The organism is Streptomyces lasalocidi (genome assembly GCF_005280215.1).
Lineage (GTDB): Bacteria > Actinomycetota > Actinomycetes > Streptomycetales > Streptomycetaceae > Streptomyces > Streptomyces longwoodensis.
This window is the reverse complement of the sequence record NZ_SZNQ01000001.1, coordinates 6971496-6991084: the sequence shown is the minus strand read 5'-3', so window position 1 is coordinate 6991084 and position 19589 is coordinate 6971496. Positions and strand designations below refer to the sequence as shown.

At 75.1% G+C, this 19589-nt stretch carries 15 protein-coding genes; 8 read left to right on the top strand and 7 right to left on the bottom strand.

Annotated elements, in window-relative coordinates:
- Positions 1-12: 12 nt before the first annotated feature.
- Positions 13-855: a polysaccharide deacetylase family protein gene (locus tag E4U91_RS31595; protein ID WP_174867885.1), complete on the bottom strand. Its 843-nt coding sequence runs from the start codon at positions 853-855 to the stop codon at positions 13-15.
- Positions 856-998: 143 nt separating this feature from the next.
- Positions 999-4289, bottom strand: a complete 3291-nt coding sequence (gene lysX / locus E4U91_RS31590; RefSeq protein WP_137309971.1) for a bifunctional lysylphosphatidylglycerol synthetase/lysine--tRNA ligase LysX — start codon at positions 4287-4289, stop codon at positions 999-1001.
- A 63-nt stretch (positions 4290-4352) separates the two neighbouring features.
- Between lysX and E4U91_RS31585 the strand changes: the two genes are divergently transcribed.
- Entirely contained in the window at positions 4353-4826 is a 474-nt protein-coding gene (locus E4U91_RS31585) for a universal stress protein (RefSeq protein ID WP_137309970.1), read from the top strand.
- A gap of 519 nt (positions 4827-5345) precedes the next feature.
- On the opposite strand, the gene E4U91_RS31580 is transcribed toward E4U91_RS31585, so the two are convergent.
- Positions 5346-6488 (bottom strand): CapA family protein, encoded by a 1143-nt coding sequence (locus E4U91_RS31580; RefSeq protein ID WP_137309969.1) that lies wholly within the window; start codon positions 6486-6488, stop codon positions 5346-5348.
- A 296-nt stretch (positions 6489-6784) separates the two neighbouring features.
- Here E4U91_RS31580 and E4U91_RS31575 point away from each other — a divergent pair, with 296 nt between their 5' ends.
- From E4U91_RS31575 to E4U91_RS31555, 5 genes are all read left to right on the top strand, one after another.
- Positions 6785-7336, top strand: coding sequence for a sigma-70 family RNA polymerase sigma factor (locus E4U91_RS31575; protein ID WP_137309968.1), 552 nt, complete (start codon positions 6785-6787; stop codon positions 7334-7336).
- Between the two features lie 136 nt (positions 7337-7472).
- A complete protein-coding gene (locus E4U91_RS31570) occupies positions 7473-7988 on the top strand; it encodes a hypothetical protein (protein WP_137309967.1) in 516 nt (171 codons plus the stop codon).
- Between the two features lie 139 nt (positions 7989-8127).
- Entirely contained in the window at positions 8128-8778 is a 651-nt protein-coding gene (locus tag E4U91_RS31565) for a zf-HC2 domain-containing protein (protein ID WP_137309966.1), read from the top strand.
- Between the two features lie 93 nt (positions 8779-8871).
- Positions 8872-9264, top strand: coding sequence for a hypothetical protein (locus E4U91_RS31560; RefSeq protein WP_137309965.1), 393 nt, complete (start codon positions 8872-8874; stop codon positions 9262-9264).
- On the top strand, positions 9261-11258 hold the full coding sequence (locus tag E4U91_RS31555; protein WP_137309964.1) for a caspase family protein: 1998 nt from the start codon (positions 9261-9263) through the stop codon (positions 11256-11258). The genes E4U91_RS31560 and E4U91_RS31555 overlap by 4 nt, the downstream gene beginning before the upstream one ends.
- Positions 11259-11270: 12 nt before the next feature.
- Here E4U91_RS31555 and E4U91_RS31550 read toward each other — a convergent pair whose 3' ends face one another.
- Genes E4U91_RS31550 through E4U91_RS31540 form a run of 3 tightly spaced genes read right to left on the bottom strand, consistent with a single transcriptional unit; the run spans position 11271 to position 15446 of the window.
- Positions 11271-12134, bottom strand: a complete 864-nt coding sequence (locus tag E4U91_RS31550) for an Fpg/Nei family DNA glycosylase (protein ID WP_137309963.1) — start codon at positions 12132-12134, stop codon at positions 11271-11273.
- Between the two features lie 54 nt (positions 12135-12188).
- Positions 12189-14288, bottom strand: a complete 2100-nt coding sequence (locus tag E4U91_RS31545; protein WP_137309962.1) for a SpoIIE family protein phosphatase — start codon at positions 14286-14288, stop codon at positions 12189-12191.
- A 60-nt stretch (positions 14289-14348) separates the two neighbouring features.
- Complete coding sequence (locus tag E4U91_RS31540) at positions 14349-15446, bottom strand: DUF6777 domain-containing protein (protein WP_174867884.1); 1098 nt, start codon at positions 15444-15446, stop codon at positions 14349-14351.
- Positions 15447-15603: 157 nt separating this feature from the next.
- Here E4U91_RS31540 and E4U91_RS31535 point away from each other — a divergent pair, with 157 nt between their 5' ends.
- On the top strand, positions 15604-17025 hold the full coding sequence (locus E4U91_RS31535; RefSeq protein ID WP_137309961.1) for a lipase maturation factor family protein: 1422 nt from the start codon (positions 15604-15606) through the stop codon (positions 17023-17025).
- Positions 17026-17042: 17 nt separating this feature from the next.
- On the opposite strand, the gene E4U91_RS31530 is transcribed toward E4U91_RS31535, so the two are convergent.
- Positions 17043-18032 (bottom strand): aldo/keto reductase, encoded by a 990-nt coding sequence (locus E4U91_RS31530; RefSeq protein WP_137309960.1) that lies wholly within the window; start codon positions 18030-18032, stop codon positions 17043-17045.
- Between the two features lie 137 nt (positions 18033-18169).
- On the opposite strand from E4U91_RS31530, the gene E4U91_RS31525 reads away from it, so the two are divergent.
- The gene (locus E4U91_RS31525; RefSeq protein ID WP_137309959.1) at positions 18170-19513 is read left to right on the top strand and encodes an amidase; all 1344 of its coding nucleotides are present in this window, start codon (positions 18170-18172) and stop codon (positions 19511-19513) included.
- Positions 19514-19589 lie beyond the last annotated feature (76 nt).

Below are 19589 nucleotides of genomic sequence, written 5' to 3'. Positions count from 1 at the left end.
CGGGAGCGCGCGCTACGCGTACTGCCGGTGCGGCACGGTGATGTGGTAGCCGGAGTCCAGCAGGCGCGGCAGGTAGCGGCGCAGCGCCTGGACGCTCTGGGAGCGGTCGCCCCCGGCGTCGTGCGAGAGCACCACGACGCCGGGGGCGGCGCCGCGCTGGACCCGTTTCACGATGGCGCCGGTGCCCGGGGTGGTCCAGTCGAGGGTGTCGACCGTCCAGGCGAGCGGGTCCATGCCCATCTCGGCTCCGAGTCGGAAGGCGGTGCGGTTCCAGGCGCCGTACGGCGCGCGGAACCACTCGGGCCGCTCGCCGTAGGCGTCCTCGATGACGTCGGAGGTGCGCTCCATCTCCGAACGGATCGCGCTGCGGCCGAGTGTGGTCAGCAGGGGGTGGGACCAGGTGTGGTTGCCGACGACGTGGCCCTCGTCGGCCATCCGCGCCAGCAGGTGGGGGTTGTAGGACGCCATCTCGCCGCACACGAAGAACATGGCGCGCACGTCGTACTCGGCGAGCGTGTCCAGGATGCCCGGGGTCCAGCGGGGGTCGGGGCCGTCGTCGAAGGTCAGCACCAGGGTGCGGCCGCGGCCGTCGATGCGGAGCAGCGGCTCGTGGCGCAGCAGCGTGCGGTGCGGAGCGGCGCGCGGCGGGCCGTACCCGGCGAGGGGCTGCAGGCGGTAGGCGGAGGGCTTCAGCGGGAGGCGATGGGCCGGGGCGCCCGCGGCCGGGGTGGCGGGGCCCGCGGAGGACCCGCCGGTGGGGCGGGCGAGCAGACCGGCGGTCCCGGCCGCCGCGCCCAGTGCGCCGGCTCCGACGAACAACAGGCGGCGCCGCGTGAACAACTGATCCTTCTTCATGTGTCATCAGTCGCCCGCCGACGACCCGCCGCACCCCCACGACACCTCAGCAGCGGCACGATTCCACCCGCCCGGCGCACCTCCGGTCGCGGCGGCCCGCGTTCGGCGCGAAGCTCCTCGCGGGCCGGTGCGCGCGGGGCCGGTCAGCGGCGTCGGACGAGCGGGAACGGCAGCGTCTCACGGATGGTCAGGCCCGTGAGGAACATGACCAGTCGGTCGACACCGATGCCCAGGCCGCCGGTCGGGGGCATGGCGTACTCGAGCGCGTCGAGGAAGTCCTCGTCGAGTTCCATCGCCTCGGGGTCTCCCCCGGCGGCGAGCAGCGACTGCGCGGTGAGCCTGCGGCGCTGCTCGACCGGGTCGGTCAGTTCCGAGTAGGCGGTGCCGAGTTCGGTGCCGAAGGCGACGAGGTCCCAGCGCTCGGCGAGCCGCGGATCGGTGCGGTGCTGGCGGGTCAGCGGGGAGACGTCGGTGGGGAAGTCCTTGTAGAAGGTGGGCAGCTGGGTGCGTTCCTCGACGAGCCGCTCGTACATCTCCAGGACGACGTCGCCGCGTCCGTCGTCGGCGGTGTACGGCACGCCCGCGCGGTCGCACAGCAGGTGCAGCCGGGCGAGCGGGGTGTCGGCGTCGATCTCCTCGCCCAGCGCCTCGGAGAGGGCCCCGTGGACCGTGCGGACCGGCCAGGTGCCGGAGATGTCGTACTCCTGGCCGCCCTTGCGGACCAGGGGCGTGCCGTGGGCGGCGGTGGCGGCGCCCTGGATCAGTTCGCGGGCGAGGTCGAGCATCACGTCGTAGTCGGCGTACGCCTGGTAGGCCTCCAGCATCGTGAACTCGGGGTTGTGCTTGTAGGAGACGCCCTCGTTGCGGAAGGTGCGGCCCATCTCGAAGACCTTCTCCAGGCCGCCCACGCACAGCCGCTTGAGGTACAGCTCGGGCGCGATGCGCAGGTAGAGGTCGAGGTCGTAGGCGTTGATGTGGGTGGTGAAGGGGCGGGCGTTGGCGCCGCCGTGGATCTGCTGGAGCATCGGTGTCTCGACCTCGAGGTAGCCGCGGTCCAGCAGCCCCTGGCGCAGGGCCTGCACGGCGGTGGAGCGGGCGCGCACCGTGTCGCGGGCGGCCGGGCTGGAGACGAGGTCGAGGTGGCGCAGGCGGACCCGGGCCTCGGGGTCGGTCAGGCCGCGGCGCTTGTCGGGCAGCGGGCGCAGGCACTTGCCGGTCAGCTGCCAGGACTCCACGAACACGGTCGGCTCGCCCCGGTCGCTGCGCCCGGCCGTGCCGGTGGCGGTGATGTGGTCGCCGAGGTCGGTGTCGGCAGTGAACCGGCGCAGCGCCCCGGGCGACGCGTCGCGGGTCAGGGCGAGCTGGTGGTCGCCGGACCAGTCGCGCAGGGTGACGAACACGATCCCGCCGAAGTCCCGTACGCGCAGCACGCGTCCGGCGACGGTGACCCGCTCGCCGGGCGGGATCGCGGCGAGGGCGTGGGTGGGGCGCGGGGCGTCCACCGGGTAGGGGTCGGTGCCGCCGGCGCGCAGCCGCTCCAGGGTGCGGTGCCGGACGCGGACCTGTTCGGGCAGGCCCGCGTCCGGCGTCCGGGTCCCGGCCCCGTCCCCTCCGTCGAGGTCGAGCGCCGCCGGGGACGGCAGCCCCTCCGTGGTCGCCGGCCGGTGCGCCCCGGGGTGCCGCCGGCCCCACAGGGTGCGCAGGGACGGTACGGACACGAAGCCCTCGGCGATGCCGGAGGCGAGGCCGACCCGGGCGAGGGCGGCGGCGTCGCCGTAGCACAGGAAGCGCGGGAACCACTCGGGGCGGTACTTGGCGTTCGACCGGTACAGCGCCTCCAGTTGCCACCACCGGGACAGGAACAGCAGCAGCCGGCGCCACAGCCGCAGCACCGGTCCGGCACCGATGCGCGCGCCCTCCTCGAAGACGGAGCGGAAGACGGCGAAGTTGAGGGAGATCCGGCGCACGCCCAGCTTGGGCGCGGCGGCGCACAGGTCGGCGACCATGAACTCCATGACGCCGTTGGGCGCGGACCGGTCCCGGCGCATCAGGTCCAGGGAGATGCCGTCGCCGCCCCAGGGCACGAAGGAGAGCAGCGCGAGGAGCCGGCCGTCGGCGTCCAGGGCCTCCACGAGCAGGCAGTCGCCGTCGGCGGGGTCGCCGAGCCGGTCCAGGGCCATGGAGAAGCCACGTTCGGTCTCGGTGTCGCGCCAGGCGTCGGCGCGCTCGACGACGTCCTCCATCTCCTGGTCGGTGAGGGTGGCGTGGCGGCGCACCCGGCAGGTCGCGCCGGTGCGGCGGACGCGGTGGACGGCCTGGCGGGTGACGCGCATCTCGCGTCCGGACAGGTCGAAGGAGGCGACGGGCAGGATCGCCTCGTCGCCCAGTTCGAGGGCGCCGAGCCCGGCGCGCGCGTACGCCCGTGCGCCGTCCTCGGAGGCGCCCATCACCGCCGGGACCCAGGCGTGCCGGCGGGCGACGTCCAGCCAGGCGGCGATGGCGTGCGGCCAGGCCTCGCGGTCGCCGACGGGGTCGCCGCTGGCCAGGCAGACGCCCACCTCGACGCGGTAGGTGACGGCGGCCTTGCCGCTGGGTGAGAAGACGACGGCCTTGTCGCGCCGGGTGGCGAAGTAGCCGAGGGAGTCCTGCGTGCCGTAGGCCTTCAGCAGGGCGCGGATGCGGGACTCCTCGTCGCCGTGCAGGGCGGCTTCCATGCGCTGGGAGCGGAAGAGGGTGGCGGCGGCGTTGAGCAGGGCCAGGGCACCGAACAGGCCGAGGAAGAAGTACAGGGGGCGGGGCGGGCGCCCGTCGAAGGAGCGCGCGGAGACCAGGCCGCCGAGGACGCGGTTGGCGGCCCACGGCAGCCGCTGGGCGGACGGCAGGGTGCCGGGGAACAGCTCGACCAGGCCCCAGCCGGCCAGGATCGCGAGGGCGAGCCCCGCCAGCAGCACGACGAGGGCCCGCCGGACGGCGCCGTGCCGGGAGGCGGCGTAGAACTCGGCGCGGGCGACGACGAGCAGGGCCAGGGCGAGCGTGCACACCACCAGCGACGGGACCGACTCCGCGTACAGCCCCACGGCCACCCCGAGGACGTCGGTCAGGACCAGCAGATCCAGGTAGACGACCACCAGCCACCAGGCGACCTTCTTGCGGGCGGCGAGGGCGCCGGCGAGCAGGACGAGGAAGACGGCGTAGGCGAGGTTGGCGCTGACCGGGACGATCAGCAGGTCGAGGAAGCGGACGACGGGACGCAGCAGGACGCGCAGGGGCGGGATCACGGCCAGCAGGACGCAGAGCGCGGCCAGGGCGCCGAAGAACGTGGCGAAGCCCTGCGGGACGTGGCCGAGCAGCCGGCGTGCGGGGGCCGACGGTCCGGCGCCCGGCACGTCACGGGTCCCGCGCCCGGCCCGGGCGGCCTCGGGGGTGGCGCTCATGTTCCGACTCTAGGAAGGGGAGGGCCGGTTCGCCCGTCGAGAGGTCCGGGATAGCCTCGGACCGTGACGGAACAGCACTCCCGGCAGCCCGCGCAGGGGTTCGAGCGGGGCACGGACGGGCCCAAGGTCATCCTCGTCGGCGTCGACGGGTCGGACACCTCCATGCGGGCCGCGGCCTACGCCGGGGGGCTGGCCCGCCGGCAGAACGCGCTCCTCGCCGTGGTGTACGTGCAGCCGGTGATGGCGGCCGGGGCCGCGCTCGGGGCGCCGGTCGCCGAGACCACCGACGGGATCGCCGAGGACCTGGTGGCGGAGATCCGGGTCGCCGCCGAGCGGGTCAAGGGGATATTCGACGTGCGCTGGGAGTTCCACACGTTCCGCGGCGACCCGTACAACGGCCTGGTGAAGGCCGCGGAGGAGCTGAAGGCGGACGCGGTGATCGTGGGCGCGTCCGAGCAGGCCGGGCACCGGTTGATCGGCTCGGTGGCGGTACGGCTGGTGAAGGCGGGGCGCTGGCCGGTGACGGTGGTGCCGTGACGCGTGCGCTGACGCGTGCGCTGGCACGGGTGCGGTGACGCGTGCGCTGGCACGGTGCGGTCACGCGGGTGCGGTTACGCGGGTGCGCTGACACGCGGTGCGGTCACGCGGGTTCCGTGACCCGACGGGTCGGCGCGGCGGCCGGGTTACGGGGTGCCGCTCGGCCGTGGCGGGGGCGGCCATGTCGCCCTCCGGGCGCACTCGGCCGATGGGTGCCGCGCTCCCGCCCCGGAGTACCGCTCGCCCGTGGCGGGCGCGCCGGCTTCGCCTGCGTGCGCTCGGTCCGGCTGGCTCGGCGCCTCCGCCTCCCTGGTGGTGCGCTCGGCTCCGACGGACGCGGTGGCCCTGCCTCCCGGGCGCTCGGTCCGGCGGGCTCGGTGGCCCTGCCTCCCGGGCGCTCGGCTCCAGGACCCCGCCTCCCGGGTGCGCTCCGCCGTGGCGGACCCACGCCGCCAGGGCCGCCCCGGTGTCGTCCGCGGCGGGCGCGGTGCCGCAGTTCCGCGCCCGGGTGCCGTGCCGCTACTCCCCCATCACCAGCCCGTCCGCGGCCGCGCCGCGGCTGAGGACGACGTCGCGGATGCGGTCGCGCGCGCCGCGCAGTTCGGCGCCCTGGGCGAGCGCCCGGTTGAGGTCGACCACGCGGCCGGCGTCGACGTCGTACAGCAGGGGCACGAACTCCGCCTTCACGACCTCCCAGCGGGCGCCGGGCCGGGCGGGCGGGGCGAAGGTGAAGCGGGCCACGGTGGACTGGTGGCCGCGCGGGTCGGTGGCGCCCTGGTCGTTCGTCGTCCCGCCGGCGACCTGGTCGCCCGTGCCGTAGACCACCCAGGTGCCGTTGACCTTCTCGTACGCCTGCGGGACGTGGCCCTGGGTGCCGAGGACCAGGTCGACGTCGGGCCGTCCGCCGGAGCGGGACGCGGTGAGGGCGCGGGCCAGGGCGAGTTGCCGCCCGTCGGGGGCGTCCTGCCATGCGGCGCCCCAGTGCACGGAGACCACGACGACGTCGGCACCGGCCTTCCGGGCGGCCCGGGCGTCGGCGACGATCCGGTTCTCGTCGGCCGGGGCGACCGTCCAGGGCGCCCCGGGCGGCGGGGGGCGGCCGTCGGTGCCGGCGGTGTAGGCCAGGTGGGCGACCTTCGCGCGGCCGCCCGACAGCAGGGTGATCGCGTTGGCCTCGGCCTCGGTGCGGGCGGTGCCCGCGTGGCGCACGCCGGCGGCGTCGAGCGCGTCGAGGGTGCGGCGCACTCCCGCGACGCCCTCGTCGAGGCTGTGGTCGGAGGCGGTGGAGCAGCCGTCGTAGCCGGTGGCGGCGAGGGCGCGGGCGATCTCGGGCGGGGACTTGAAGGCGGGGTCGCCATCGGCGCCCCGGACCGGTTCCGTCTGGCACAGGGCGACGTCGGCGCGCGAGACGACCGGCTCGATCCCGGCGAACAGGGGGCGGAAGTCGTAGCCGGTGCCGCCGGCGTCGAAGCGGGCGCGGTCGATGACGGAGCTGTGCGGGAGGACGTCGCCGGAGGCGACGAGGGTGAAGCCGCGGGCGGCGGCGGCGGGGGCGGGACGTCCGGGCTCGACCACGGGCACCCGGTCCTGGGCCCGGCAGGCGGCACCCGCCGCAAGGACGGCCGTCAGGGCGAGGGCCACCTGTCGTCTGCGCGCGATCACCACATCACCCCATTACGGATGGATTGTCATATTTACGCACCCCTCTCTCCTAACGCATGCGCGCCCACGAAGGCCCCCGGCACTCCCTGCGCGCGCCCACGATGCGCGCGATCGGCGTAGCGGCGGCGCGCGCTGGGGGCGGACGCGGGCGCAAAGCGCCGGACGTGGGGCGCCCGGGTGGCCGTGCGCGCCGGAGGCGACCGTTCGTCGTGCCGTTCGCCGACGCTTTCGACCGTCCGTCGCAGAGCCGTGCGTGCGGCCTGTCACCCGCGGGCGCCCTGCGGTGCCATACGCCCATGAGCGCCGCGACGACCCTGACGCATCGCCCGACGACGACCGCCGAGCACGAGCTCGCCGCGCTCCAGCGCGAGCACGGCCGGCCGCTGTTCGCGCTGCTGCTGAGGCTGTGCGACGGCGACCGGCAACGCGCCGAGGACCTGGTGCAGGAGACCCTGGTGCGGGCCTGGCAGCACCCCGAGGCGCTGCGCGCCGACGCCTTCGACTCCGTGCGCCCCTGGCTGATGACCGTCGCCCGGCGGCTCGCCATCGACGCGCGGCGGGCCCGCCAGGCCCGCCCGGCCGAGGTCGGGAACGCCGTGCTGGAGAACGCGCCGGTGTGCGCCGACCACGCCGAGCGGGCCGCCGCGGCCCTGGACGTGCGCGAGGCTGTGAAGACCCTCACTCCCGAGCACCGTGAAGTCCTGGTGCTGGTGTACTTCCAGGGGGCGAGTGTGGCGGAGGCCGCCGCAACCCTGGGCATTCCGCCCGGTACCGTGAAGTCCCGCGCGTACTACGCGCTGCGCGCCCTGCGCCGGGTGCTTCCGGGATACGCGGCCGACCTGCGCTGAAACCGACGGCCGAGTCAAGCCTCCGTAAAGCGCCTTGCCGACGACCCCGGTTGAGTAATCGGCTGTCCTCATCCGTGTTCCGGATGGGGGCCCCGGCACCGGGCGACGCGCACGCACCGGAGGAAGGCAGGAAGGGATGCAGCACAGAGGTCATCAGAGCACGGACGGCACCGACGGCGGTGAACTCACCGTTCCCATGGCCTGGTTGTACGCCGAGTACATCGCCGACGAGTTGCTGCGGACCGGCGATCTCATGCCGCCGACGTCCTTCGAGTTCCGCGCCGGGCGCGACGCGCTGGCGCTGACCATCTTCCTGTCCGACGCGGACGGCGAGCTGTCCGGGATCCGGGTGGTGACCCAGCTGGAGACCTGGCTGTCGCTCACCGCCTACGACCAGCCGTGGCAGGGCTGGGTGCGCGATCGGATGGCCCAACTCGCCGCCGCCGACGCGGAGTCCGGCCGGCCGTCGGTGGACCTGGAGCTGGCCGCGGCGGCCTGGCGCTGGCTGGAGGAGACGGAGCTGCTCGCCCCCGACCTGGACGCGGTGCCCGGCGGCGGCGCGCCGCCCGACGAGGACGAGGGACCGAAGGTCTGGACGCCCGCCTGGCAACTCGGTCTGCCCCTCGGTCACCTCGCGATTCACCTTTTTTAGATCCGCACCAATCCGCGGGGCCGATCGCTCCGAACGTCTCGGGTGATTCTCCGTGCGTCTTGAGTGATTCGGCTGTCTGGTCCGTACCGGTGGGAGCAAGGAGTAACCCCACCCGCACCCAACGGCACGAGGATTCGGCATGAGGTCCCTGGAAAGGCATGCGGACGTCGGCGCGTACGCGCTCGGCGTGCTCGACGAAGCGGCGGCCTTCCGCTTCGAGGACCACCTCATGGAGTGTCCTCGGTGCGCGGCTCAGGTCACCGAGTTCGGCCCCACCACACGCCAGTTGATGCTCTACCGGCGGGCGACGCCGCGGTTCGTGCACCCGTTCGCCGGGCCGGGTCCCCGGCTGCTGGACAAGGTGCTCGGCGAGGTCGCGGCCCGGCAGCGGGCCGGCCGCAGGCGCCTGGTGTTCGCGCTGGCCGCCTCCGTCGCCGTCGCGCTCGGCGGACCCGCCGTCGCGGTCCTCGCGGACGCCGGCGAGCAGGACGTACGCCTCACCGCGACGGACGAGAAGTCGGGGGTGTGGGCGCAGGTCTCGACCGAGGACCGGGTGTGGGGCACCGATGTGGTGCTCAAGGTCAAGGACGGCGCGGGCCCGCGCGACTGCCGGCTGGTCGTCGTCGGCCACGACGGCTCCGAGCAGACCGTCACCAGCTGGGCCGTGCCCGACCACGACGCCCGGCCGAACACCGTGCACGGCGCCGCGGCCCTGCACCCCGGGGACATCGCCCGCTACGAGGTGCGCACCGCCCAGGGCGACCGGCTGGTCACGCTCCAGTCGCGGTAGCCGTCCCCCGGGCGGAAACTGGAGTCGAGGACGCGGAGCCGCCCAGGACCCGCTCCGCGCCGCCCCCGCGAGCACCACCGGAGGGGCCGAGTCGTGGACGACCGACTGATGATCCTCGTGTCCGACGAAGACGCCGCGGCCGAACAGGTCGAAGAGCTCACCCGCCACCTGCGCGAGGAACTCCTGCAACTCGACGTGGACGACGTCACGTCCGTGCCCGCCGACGACGTACCTGACGGAGCCCGGGTCGTGGACCCCGTGACGGTCGGCTCCCTGCTGGTCACCCTCGGCACCTCGGTCGGCGCGCTCGACCAGGTGGTCACAGTGGTGCGCCGCTGGCTCGGCCGCTGCCGGGACACCCGCCCCTCGCTGCGGCTGCGGCTGGACGAGGACGAGCTGGAGATCTCGAAGGCGACCGACGACCAGGTGGCGCAGGCGTTCGACCTGTTCGTCCGGCAGCACTCGGCCGCGGGGGCCCCGCCATGAGCGGCTCCCGGCACGCGCTGATCATCGCGAACGCCGACTACGACGACCCGGGCCTGAAGGAGCTGGCCTCCCCGGCCTCCGACGCCTCGGCGCTCGCGCAGGTGCTCGGGGACCCCCAGATCGGCGACTTCGAGGTCGAGGTGGTCGCCGACGAGCCGTCCCACGTGATCCTGCGTCGCATCGAGGGCTTCTTCACCGACCGCCGCCGCGACGACACGCTGGTGCTGCACTTCTCCTGCCACGGGCTCAAGAGCGAGTCGGGCGAGCTGTACCTCGCCGCCCGCGACACCGAGCCCCGCTACCTGGACGCCACCGCCGTCCCCTCGTACTTCGTGCGCCGGTGCATGTCCCGCACCCGGGCCGGCAGCACCGTGCTGTTCCTCGACTGCTGCTACGGCGGCGCGTTCTCCAAGGGCTCGGCGGCCGTGCGTGCCGCCGGCGACGCGAACGTCCTGGACAACTTCACGGCCGAGAAACCGCCCAGGGGCCGGGGCTGGGCCGTCATCACGGCGTCCACCGCGATGCAGTACGCCATGGAGGGCGGCCGGCTCGCCGAGGGCGCCGGCCCGCCGCCGTCGGTGTTCACCCACGCGGTGGTGGAGGGCCTCCAGACGGGCGACGCCGACCTGGACGCGGACGGCGAGGTGTCCCTCGACGACCTGTACGACTACCTCTACGAGCAGGTCCGCGAGCAGAACCCGAACCAGACGCCCAGCAAGACCGTCGAGATGCAGGGCGGCCTCCAGCTGGCGCACAGCCGGCACCGCCGCATCAGGGTCGAACCGGCCGACATCCGGCCCGAGATGCGCTCCGCCGTGCAGAGCCGCAACACCTTCACCCGGCTGGGCGCCGTGCGCGCGCTGCGCGACCAGCTGGCCGACGACCGCCTGCCGGTCGCCGAGGGCGCCCGGCGGGCGCTGGAGGAGATGGCACGGGGCGACGTCGAGGACGTCGCCCGCGACGCCGAGGAGGCCCTCGCCGCGGTCCGGCTGCGGCCGTCCGCGACCCGGCTGGACTTCGGCCGGGTCGAGCGGGACTCCGTCGTGCCGCACCGGACGGTCACCCTGGAGGGCGTCCCGCTGGCCCGCTGCTGCCTGGCCCACGCCACGGCCCCCTGGCTGCGGGTCGCGCAGGACGACGACGCCCTGGACGTCGGCGTCGACCCGGCCACGGTCGGCCACCTGAGCGGGGACATCGTGCTGAAGGGCGTCGCCGACGACGCGGTGGTCACCGTCGAGGTCGACGTGCGCGTGCCGGACCGGCCGCCCGCCCCCGCATCGCCCGGCCCGGCCGACACGGGGGCCGGGACCGTACCGGACGGCCGTGCCCCGGACGCGCCCACCGCCGTGACTGCTGCGCCGCCCGTCGTGCCTCCCCCGTCCGACCGCGTGGTGATCCGCCCGCAGGAGCCGCCCGGCGAGCCGCCCCCGGTGATCACCCACGACCCCGAGCAGGACGCGCCCCCGGTGACCGTCCCGCGACCGCCGCCGTCCCCGCCCCCGTTCGTCCCGCGCCAGGAACAAGCGACGGTCCTCACCGACCGACCACCGCGGACCACCGAACGCCCGAGCGGATCACACCGGTACGCGCCGCCCGCGGTACGGCCCACCCGGGCCCGGGGCGGCCCCGTGGCCGCGGTCGCGGCGCTGGGGTGCGCGGGGGCGTCGGTGGTGCTGTGCGTGCTTGCGGCGGTGAGAGGGCGGCAAGCCCTGCTGGGCGACCGGCACGACAGGAATCAGCAGGACATCGACTACTGGGTCCACCACACCGGTGCCTTCACCTTCCTGGTGGCATGTCTGTCCACGGCAGTGGCCGCTCTCGTCCTGGCCGGCCTGGCCCGCTACGTCGTCGACGCCCGCCGCACGCGATACACCGACGGCGCGCGCAGCGCGACGCAGACCCTGGTCTCGACCGCACGGCTCTTCGCGGTCCCGGTGCTGGTCCTGGCCGGCCTCGCGGGTCTCGCCTACCTCGTGGCCGGCCAGCACTGGTGACCCCAGCGTCCGCTACTTCAGCAACCGCGACATCCGCCGGTCCGCCAGCGGCTTCCCGCCCGTCTGGCACGTCGGGCAGTACTGGAGGGAGGAGTCGGCGAAGGAGACCTCCCGGATGGTGTCGCCGCACACCGGGCAGGGCTCGCCGGTGCGGCCGTGGACGCGCAGGCCGCTCTTCTTCTCCGCCTTCAGCCGGCCCGCCGCCACGCCCCGGGACCGCTCGACGGCCTCGGTGAGCGTGGTGCGCAGCGCCTCGTGGAGGACGTGGGTCTCCTCCGGGGTGAGCGAGGCGGCCAGTTTGAACGGTGACATCCGCGCGGCGTGCAGGATCTCGTCGCTGTAGGCGTTGCCGACGCCCGCGAGGAGGCTCTGGTCGCGCAGCGCGCCCTTGAGCTGCCGCCGCTCGCCCGAGAGCAGCGCGGCGAGGCGTGCCTCGTCGAAGTCGTCGGCCAGCGGGTCGGGGCCGAGCCGGGCGACGCCCGGGACCTCGTCCGGGTCGTGCACGACGTAGACGGCGAGCCGCTTCTGGGTGCCGGCCTCGGTGAGTTCGAAGCCCGCGCCGGTCTCCAGGGCGACCCGCAGGGCGAGCGGCCCCTTGCCGGGGCGGGGCAGGCCGTCCGGGAGGCGGTCCTTCCAGTGCAGCCAGCCGCCGCGGGCCAGGTGGGTGACCAGCCGCGGGCCGTCCTGGGTGCGCAGGTCGAGGAACTTGCCGTGGCGGAGCACCTCGACGACGCGGTGCCCCTCCAGGGCGGTGACGGGCGGGTCGTACGTCTTCAGGACGCTGATGGCGACGGGCAGGACCCGTACGATCTCGTGGCCGACCAGGTGCTCGGTGAGGAAGTCCTTGAGCGCCTCGACCTCGGGCAGTTCCGGCATACGTCCAGGGTGCCATCCGCGTCCGGGTCCGGCCCGGTGCCCGGGCGGGGGGGTTCAGCGGGCGCGGGGGCCGCGTGGGGGCACGACGAACTCGCACCACACGCACTTGCCGCCGCCGCGCGCCTCCACGCCCCACACGTCGGCCAGCAGGTCGACCAGGAGCAGGCCGCGTCCCGACACGCCCGACTCGCCGGCCTCGCGGCGGCGCGGGAGGGCGCTGGAGGAGTCCTCGACCTCGACGCGCAGCCGGCGGTCGGCGGCGCTGAGCACCCGCAGGGTGACGATCGCGGCGCCCTCGGTGTGCATGAGGGCGTTGGTGATGAGTTCGTCGGCGACCAGTTCGATCTCGTCGGCGCGCTCGCGGGCGCCCCACGCGCGCGTGGCGGCGCGGATCATGTGCCGGGCGTGGGTCAGCGCCTCCGGGTCGCCGGGGGCGACGTGCTGCTGGAGGCGTCCGCCGGGCTGCGGGGTGTCCTGGCCGCGCCGGCGCAGCAGGAGCAGGGCCACGTCGTCGTCCCCCTCCCGTTCGTCGGCCACCTCGATGAGCCGGTCGGCGAGGTCGCGCACGTCGTCGGGGCCGGTGGCGATGAGCGAGGCCAGGGCCCGCATGCCGTCGTCGAGGTCGGCGCCGGGCTGTTCCACGAGCCCGTCGGTGCACAGCAGCAGGGTGTGGCCGGGGTCGAGTTCGAGGGTGCCGACGGGGTACTCCAGGGTGCCGAACTCCGCCGACAGGCCGAGCGGCAGCCCGCCGGGCACGGGGACGCGACGGCAGCCGCCGTCCGGGGCGCGCAGCAGCGGGTCGATGTGGCCGGCCCGCACCACCTGGACGACGCCGGTGGCGAGGTCGGCCTCGGCGTACAGGCAGGTCGCGAAGCGGTCGGTGTCCAGTTCGTGCAGGAAGACGGAGGCGCGGGCCATCACGGTGGCCGGGGTGTGGCCCTCGGCGGCGTAGGCGCGCAGCACGATCCGCAGCTGGCCCATGACGGCGGCGGCGTGCGTGTCGTGGCCCTGGACGTCGCCGATGACGGCGCCGACGCGCCCGCCGGGCAGCGGGATCAGGTCGTACCAGTCGCCGCCGATGTCGCGGCCCGCGGAGCCGCCGATGGTGGCGGCGCGGTAGCGCACGGCGACGTCGGCGCCGGGCACGCTGGGGATGGTGCGCGGCAGCATGGCCTGCTGGAGGCCCTGGGCGATGTCCTGTTCCTCCTCGTAGAACATCGCGCGCTGCAGGCTCTGGGCGATGCTGCTGCCGAGCGCGACGAGGATGTTGCGCTCCTCGGGGGTGAAACCGCTGCGGTCGCTGTAGAGCAGGCCCATGGCGCCGATGGGGCGGGCCTGCACGATGAGCGGCAGGTAGGCCGCGGAGGTGATCGCGAGGTCGGTGAGGTGCGGCCAGAGGATGGGGTAGCCGGCGGCGAACTCCTCGGGCGACTCGATGAACCGGGGGCGCAGCGTGCGCACCACCTCGCTCATCGGGTACGGCTCGTCGATGCGGGTGACCAGGGTGCCGGGCACGAAGCTGCCGGCCGGTCCCTCGGCGACGAGCCGGATCCGGCCGGCCTCGACCAGGCCCATGACGAGGCTGGTCGCGCCGAGGTGGGTGAGGCCGTGGGTGTCCTTGAGGACGTCGATGACGTCCTGGACCGTGCGGGCGTGGGCGAGGGCGGCCGTGGCGAGCTGGACCACGTTGGTCTGCTGGCTGCGGGCGTCGTCGAGGGCGGCCTCCTGGCGGCGGTCGGCGAGGTCGCTGAGTTCCTCGGTGGCGTCGCGGACGATGCCGACGATCCGGCGGGGGCGGCCGGTGTCGTCGCGGCGGATGTAGCCCTGGGTGTGGGTCCAGCGCAGGGAGCCGTCGCGCAGGCGCATGCGGAAGTAGGCGCCGTAGTTCTCGCTGCCGTCCTTGATGGCCTGGGTGACGAGCGCGTCCAGGCGCTGGGCCTCGGCGGGCGGGACGCGCGGGGCGAGGTTCTCGGGGTGGCCGTCGTATTCGTCGGGGCGCAGGTCGAAGATCTCGCGGGCCCGGGCGTCCATGTGGAACAGGCCGCTGTCCAGGTCCCAGTCGAAACTGCCCATGCGGTTGAGCGCCAGGATCGGGTCCGGGTGGGCGGGCCAGTCGTCCGGGAGTGACAGGGCACTAGCTCCCCGATCAGCCATGGAGCCACCTTGCCAGCATTCGTCCGATTCTTCGACCGGTGGCGCGGGCGGGCACCGTGCTCAGCCGGACAGGGCGCCGGCGAACGGGTCCGCCGGGTCGCTGCCGCCGGGCGTGCCGCCGGGGCTCCCGTCCAGGGAGGTGTCCGCGAGGCCGTACGGGAGTCCGTAGGGGAGGTCGTCCGGGATGAGGCCGCCTCCGTCGGGGACGTCGGGGACCTCGGGCACCGTCACCGGGCCGAGGTCGTCGACGAGGTCCGACCGGAGGTCACCGGCCGGGTCCGGCGCGGTCTCGGACAGGTCGGGGACGGCCGGAACCGGCTGCTCCTGGGGGCGTCGGACCGGGGCGGCCGGGCTCAGCGGCTCGCGCATCGGCGGGGGCACTGCGCCGGCCCGCGGGTCGGGTGCCGGGGAGGCCACCGCCCAGGCCGGCGCCGGCACGGCGCGGTCGCGGGTGGTGTCCGGGCCGGAGCTGCGCTCGATCCAGGCGCGGGTGACGACGTCGACGAGCGTGAGGCGGGTGAGCGCGCGGGGCGCGGGGGTCACGACGACCACCCGCCCGGCCCGGTAGCCCGGCCACGGCAGGGTGCGCGGGCTCGGCGCCCCGGGCGTGGCCGTGGGCGGGCGCAGCGGGTTGCCGCAGGCGCAGCGCAGCCGGGGCACGCCGCGGTCGTCGACGAGGACGGCGGTGCCCGCCTGGAGCACGGCCTGGCGGGCGGTGGCGCGGCCGTCGCGGTAGCCGTGGTCGGTGACACGGGTGTCGGCGCGCAGCACGACCGGGGTGAGGGCGCGCACGTGGCCGGGGACGGCGGCCGCGGCGACGCCCTCGGCGCGGGCGAAGGCGGCGGCCTTGGCGCGGTCGGCGGTGAGCAGGGCGATCAGGCGTTCGACGTCGCAGCCGGCGACGCCCTGCACGCCGCCGTACAGGCCGGGCGTGCCGCCGGACACCGAGCGCGGCCGGTCGCCCGTCGTGGTGGCGGGTGCCGGGGGCGCGGACGGGACCGTGACCGTGGAGCGGGTGAAGGGGTCGGGGCCCTGGGCCGCGACGGGCTGGAGGACGACGTGTTCCGGCCCGGAGGGGGTGCCGCGGCCGCAGCCGGTGAGGAGGAGCGTGCCCGCGAGGGCGCAGGCGAGGGCGAATACTCCACGGGGTGGCCGCACGTCGCTCTCCTGCCCGTCCCGGGCCCCGCCACGGCGCGGACCACACCTTTCGACCGGTTCGGGATCATTGTCTGCTGTGATGGCCGTGGTTGCGCAAGCGCAGTCATGGAACACGCCCGGTGACGGGCGCAGGCGTCAGGAGAGGAGCGAGGCCCCCGTGGACTGGTTCACCGCACCCGGCTACTGGCTGAGCCGGCTGGTCTTCCAGCGGGCCCTCGCCGGGGTCTACCTGGTCGCCTTCCTGGCGGCCGCCCTGCAGTTCCGCGCGCTGCTGGGCGAGCGGGGCATGCTGCCGGTCCCGCGGTTCGTCGCGCGGGTGCCGTTCCGGCGGGCGCCGAGCCTGTTCCACTGGCGCTACTCCGACCGGCTCTTCGCGGCCTGCGCCTGGACGGGGTGCGCGGTGTCGGCGGCGCTGCTCGCGGGGGTCGACGGGTACCTGCCGCTGGGGGCGGCGATGGCGCTGTGGCTGGTGCCGTGGGCGCTGTACCTGTCGATCGTGAACGTCGGGCAGACCTGGTACGGCTTCGGCTGGGAGTCGCTCCTGCTGGAGACCGGGTTCCTCGCGGTCTTCCTGGGCAACGACGAGGTGGCGCCGCCGGTCGTGGTGCTCTTCCTGCTGCGCTGGCTGCTGTTCCGGGTGGAGTTCGGCGCGGGCCTGATCAAGATGCGCGGGGACGCCTGCTGGCGGAACCTGACGTGCCTGCACCACCACCACGAGACCCAGCCGATGCCGGGCCCGCTGAGCTGGTTCTTCCACCACCTGCCCGGACCGCTGCACAAGGTGGAGGTGGCCGCCAACCACGTCACCCAACTCGTGGTGCCCTTCCTGCTGTTCGCGCCCCAGCCGGTGGCGACGGCCGCCGCGACCCTGATGGTCCTCACCCAGCTGTGGCTGGTGCTCAGCGGCAACTTCGCCTGGCTGAACTGGATCACGATCGTGCTCGCCGTGCCCGCCCTGCGGCTCCCCCACGACGCCCCGTCCGTGCCGGACGCCCCGCTCTGGTACGAGGTGGTCGTGCTGGCGGTGGCCGCGCTGCTGCTGTTCCTCAGCTACCACCCGGTGGTCAACATGCTCTCCCGTCGGCAGGTGATGAACCGCTCCTTCGACCCGCTGCACCTGGTCAACACCTACGGCGCGTTCGGCAGCGTCAACCGGGTGCGCCACGAGATCGTCGTCGAGGGCACGCTCGACGAGGTGCCCCGCGAGGACGGGGACTGGCGGGCCTACGAGTTCCGCGGCAAGCCGGGCGACCCGCGGCGCTGGCCGCGCCAGTTCGCGCCCTACCACCTGCGCCTGGACTGGATGATGTGGTTCGCCGCCCTCTCCCCCGGCTACGCCGGGACGTGGTTCGGGGCGCTGGTGGAACGACTGCTGGAGAACGACCCCGACACGCTGCGGCTGTTGCGCCGCTCGCCCTTCCCGCCCGACCGGCCGCCGCGCCACGTCCGTGCCCGTCTCTTCCGCTACCGGTACACGACCTGGCGGGAGCTGCGGGAGACGGGCGCGTGCTGGGAGCGCACCTACGTGCGCGAATACCTGCCGCCCACGCGGCTGACCGCGCCCGTACGGGAGCCGTAGCCCTTCGGGTGCGGCCGTCACGCCGTCCCGGACGGCAGCAGGCCCGCCTCGCGCAGCTCCTGCCAGAACGCGTCCGGGACCGTCGTGGCGAACTGCTCGGCGCAGTCGATGACTTCGGCCGCCGAGCGGGTGCCCACCAGGACCGCGGCGACGGCCGGGTGGGCGGAGCAGAACCGCAGGGCGGCGGCGCGCAGGCCGACGCCGTGCCGCTCGGCCGCCTCCTTGATGTGCAGGGCGCGGTCCAGCAACTCCGGCGGTGCCGTCGCGTAGTCGTACGTCGCTGTGGGCCTCGGGTCCGCGAGCAGACCGGAGTTGAACGGGCCGCCGATGACGACCGAGACGCCCCGCCGCGCCGCCTCGGGCAGCAGCTCGGCGCCCGCCCGCTGGTCCAGCAGGGTGTAACGGCCCGCGCACAGCACCACGTCGACGTCCGTGTCGCGCACGAACCGGGTCAGCATCTCCGCCTGGTTCATCCCGGCGCCGATCGCGCCCACGACCCCCTCCGCGCGCAGGCGCTCCAGCGCCGGGTAGCCCTCGCGGAAGGCCTCCTCGGCGTGGTCGTCGGGGTCGTGGAGGTAGACCACGTCGACCCGGTCGAGGCCCAGGCGCTCCAGGCTCGCCTCCAGGGTGCGGCGGACGCCGTCGGCGCTGAAGTCCCACACCCGGCGGGAGGTCGCGGGGACGGCGAAGCCGTGGGCCAGGTCGTCGCCGCCCGCGTCGGAGGGCTCCAGCCGGCGGCCGACCTTGGTGGAGACCGTGTAGTCGGCGCGCGGGTGCGCGCGCAGGGCCGCGCCCAGGCGCCGTTCGGACAGGCCGAGCCCGTAGTGCGGCGCGGTGTCGAAGTAGCGGATGCCCCGCTGCCAGGCGGCGGACACCGCCTCGTGGGCCTGCTCCTCGGCGAGCGGGGTGTAGAGGTTGCCGATCGCCGCGGCGCCGAAGGCCAGCGCGCTGACCGGGACGCCGCTCCTGCCGAGGGTCCTCGTCGTGCGGGTGGGGGTCGGGGACACGGGGGTCCTTTCGCCGAGCGGGGAGCGGGGGTCGTCCTCCGCATACTTATCAGACCCCCTCGACGTGGCGGTCCGGCCGGTGCACAGTTCTCCCTACGTCCTCACCAGCACGACCGGCACGCACCCGAGGAGCCCCCGTGACCAGCTGGACCGGCCGTACCGCCGTCGAGATCGCCGCCGCCGTCCGCGAGAAGCGGGTGACGCCGCGGGAGGTCGTCGCCGATCACCTCGCCCGGCTCGAGCGGCTGGACGGCCGGATCGGGGCGTTCCGCACGGTGCGCGCCGAGGCGGCCCTGACCGAGGCCGACGAGGTGGCGTCCCGCGCGGACCTGGCGGAGCTGCCGCTCGCGGGCGTGCCGGTGGCGGTGAAGGACAACCTCGCGGTGCGCGGCGAGAGCATGCGCGTCGGCTCGTCCGCGACCCCGGACGCGCCGGCCGCCGTGGACCATGTGACGGTGGCGCGGCTGCGTGCCGCGGGCGCGGTGGTCGTGGGCCTGACGAACGTGCCCGAGCTGTGCGTGTTCGGGACCACGGAGGGCGTGCACGGCACCGCCCGCAACCCCTGGGACACCTCCCGCACGGCGGGCGGCTCCTCCGGCGGCAGCGCGGCCGCGGTCGCCGCCGGGTTCGTGCCGCTCGCGCTCGGCAACGACGGCATGGGCTCGCTGCGCATCCCGGCGGCCAACTGCGGTCTGGTCACGATCAAGCCGGGCCACGGTGTGGTGCCGGCCGGGATCGGCGAGGGCGACTGGTTCGGCATGTCGGAGAACGGTCCGCTGGCGACGACGGTGGCGGACGCGCGGCTGATGCTGTCGGTGCTCGCGGACGCGGAGGTCCCCCGCCCCGAGGACCCCGGTGTGCTGCGCGTCGCGCTGTCGCTGCGCAGTCCGCTGGCCGGAGTCGTGATCAGCGCGCCGTTCGCGTCGGCGGCGCGGGAGGCGGCGGGGCTGCTGGAACGGGCCGGGCACCGGGTGGCACGGGCGGAGCCGCCGTATCCGCTGTCGCTGGGCGTCACGGCACTCGGGCACTGGACGGCGGGCACGGCCGTGGACGCGCGGGGGCTGGACCCCCGGCTGCTGGCCCGGCGCACCCGGGTGCACGCGGCGGTGGGGCGCCGGTTCGTCGGGGCGGCCCGGGAGGGCACGGCGCGCGAGCGGCTGCGGCAGCGGCTGGAGCCGTTCTTCACCGAGTACGACGTGCTGCTCACCCCGGCGCTGGCCCGCCGCTCCCCGCGCTCGGTGCCGTGGCACGAGCGGGGCTGGCTGCCCAACGTGCTGGTGAACACGGCGTATTCGCCGCTCACCCCGCCGTGGAACCTGACCGGCTGGCCCGCGATGGCGGTCCCCTTCGACGCGCTGCCGTCCGGTGCGCCGACGGCGGTGCAGTTGGTGGGCCGCCCGGGCTCGGAGGCGCGGCTGCTGCGGCTGGCGGAGCAACTGGAGGAACTCCGGCCGTGGCGCCGTACGGCGCCCCTGCGCTGAGGTCCCCGCGTCCCGAACGACGCCGCCACCGGGGCGACTTCACCGCCCGGCGGCGGCCGTCCCGGCAGCGGGCGCC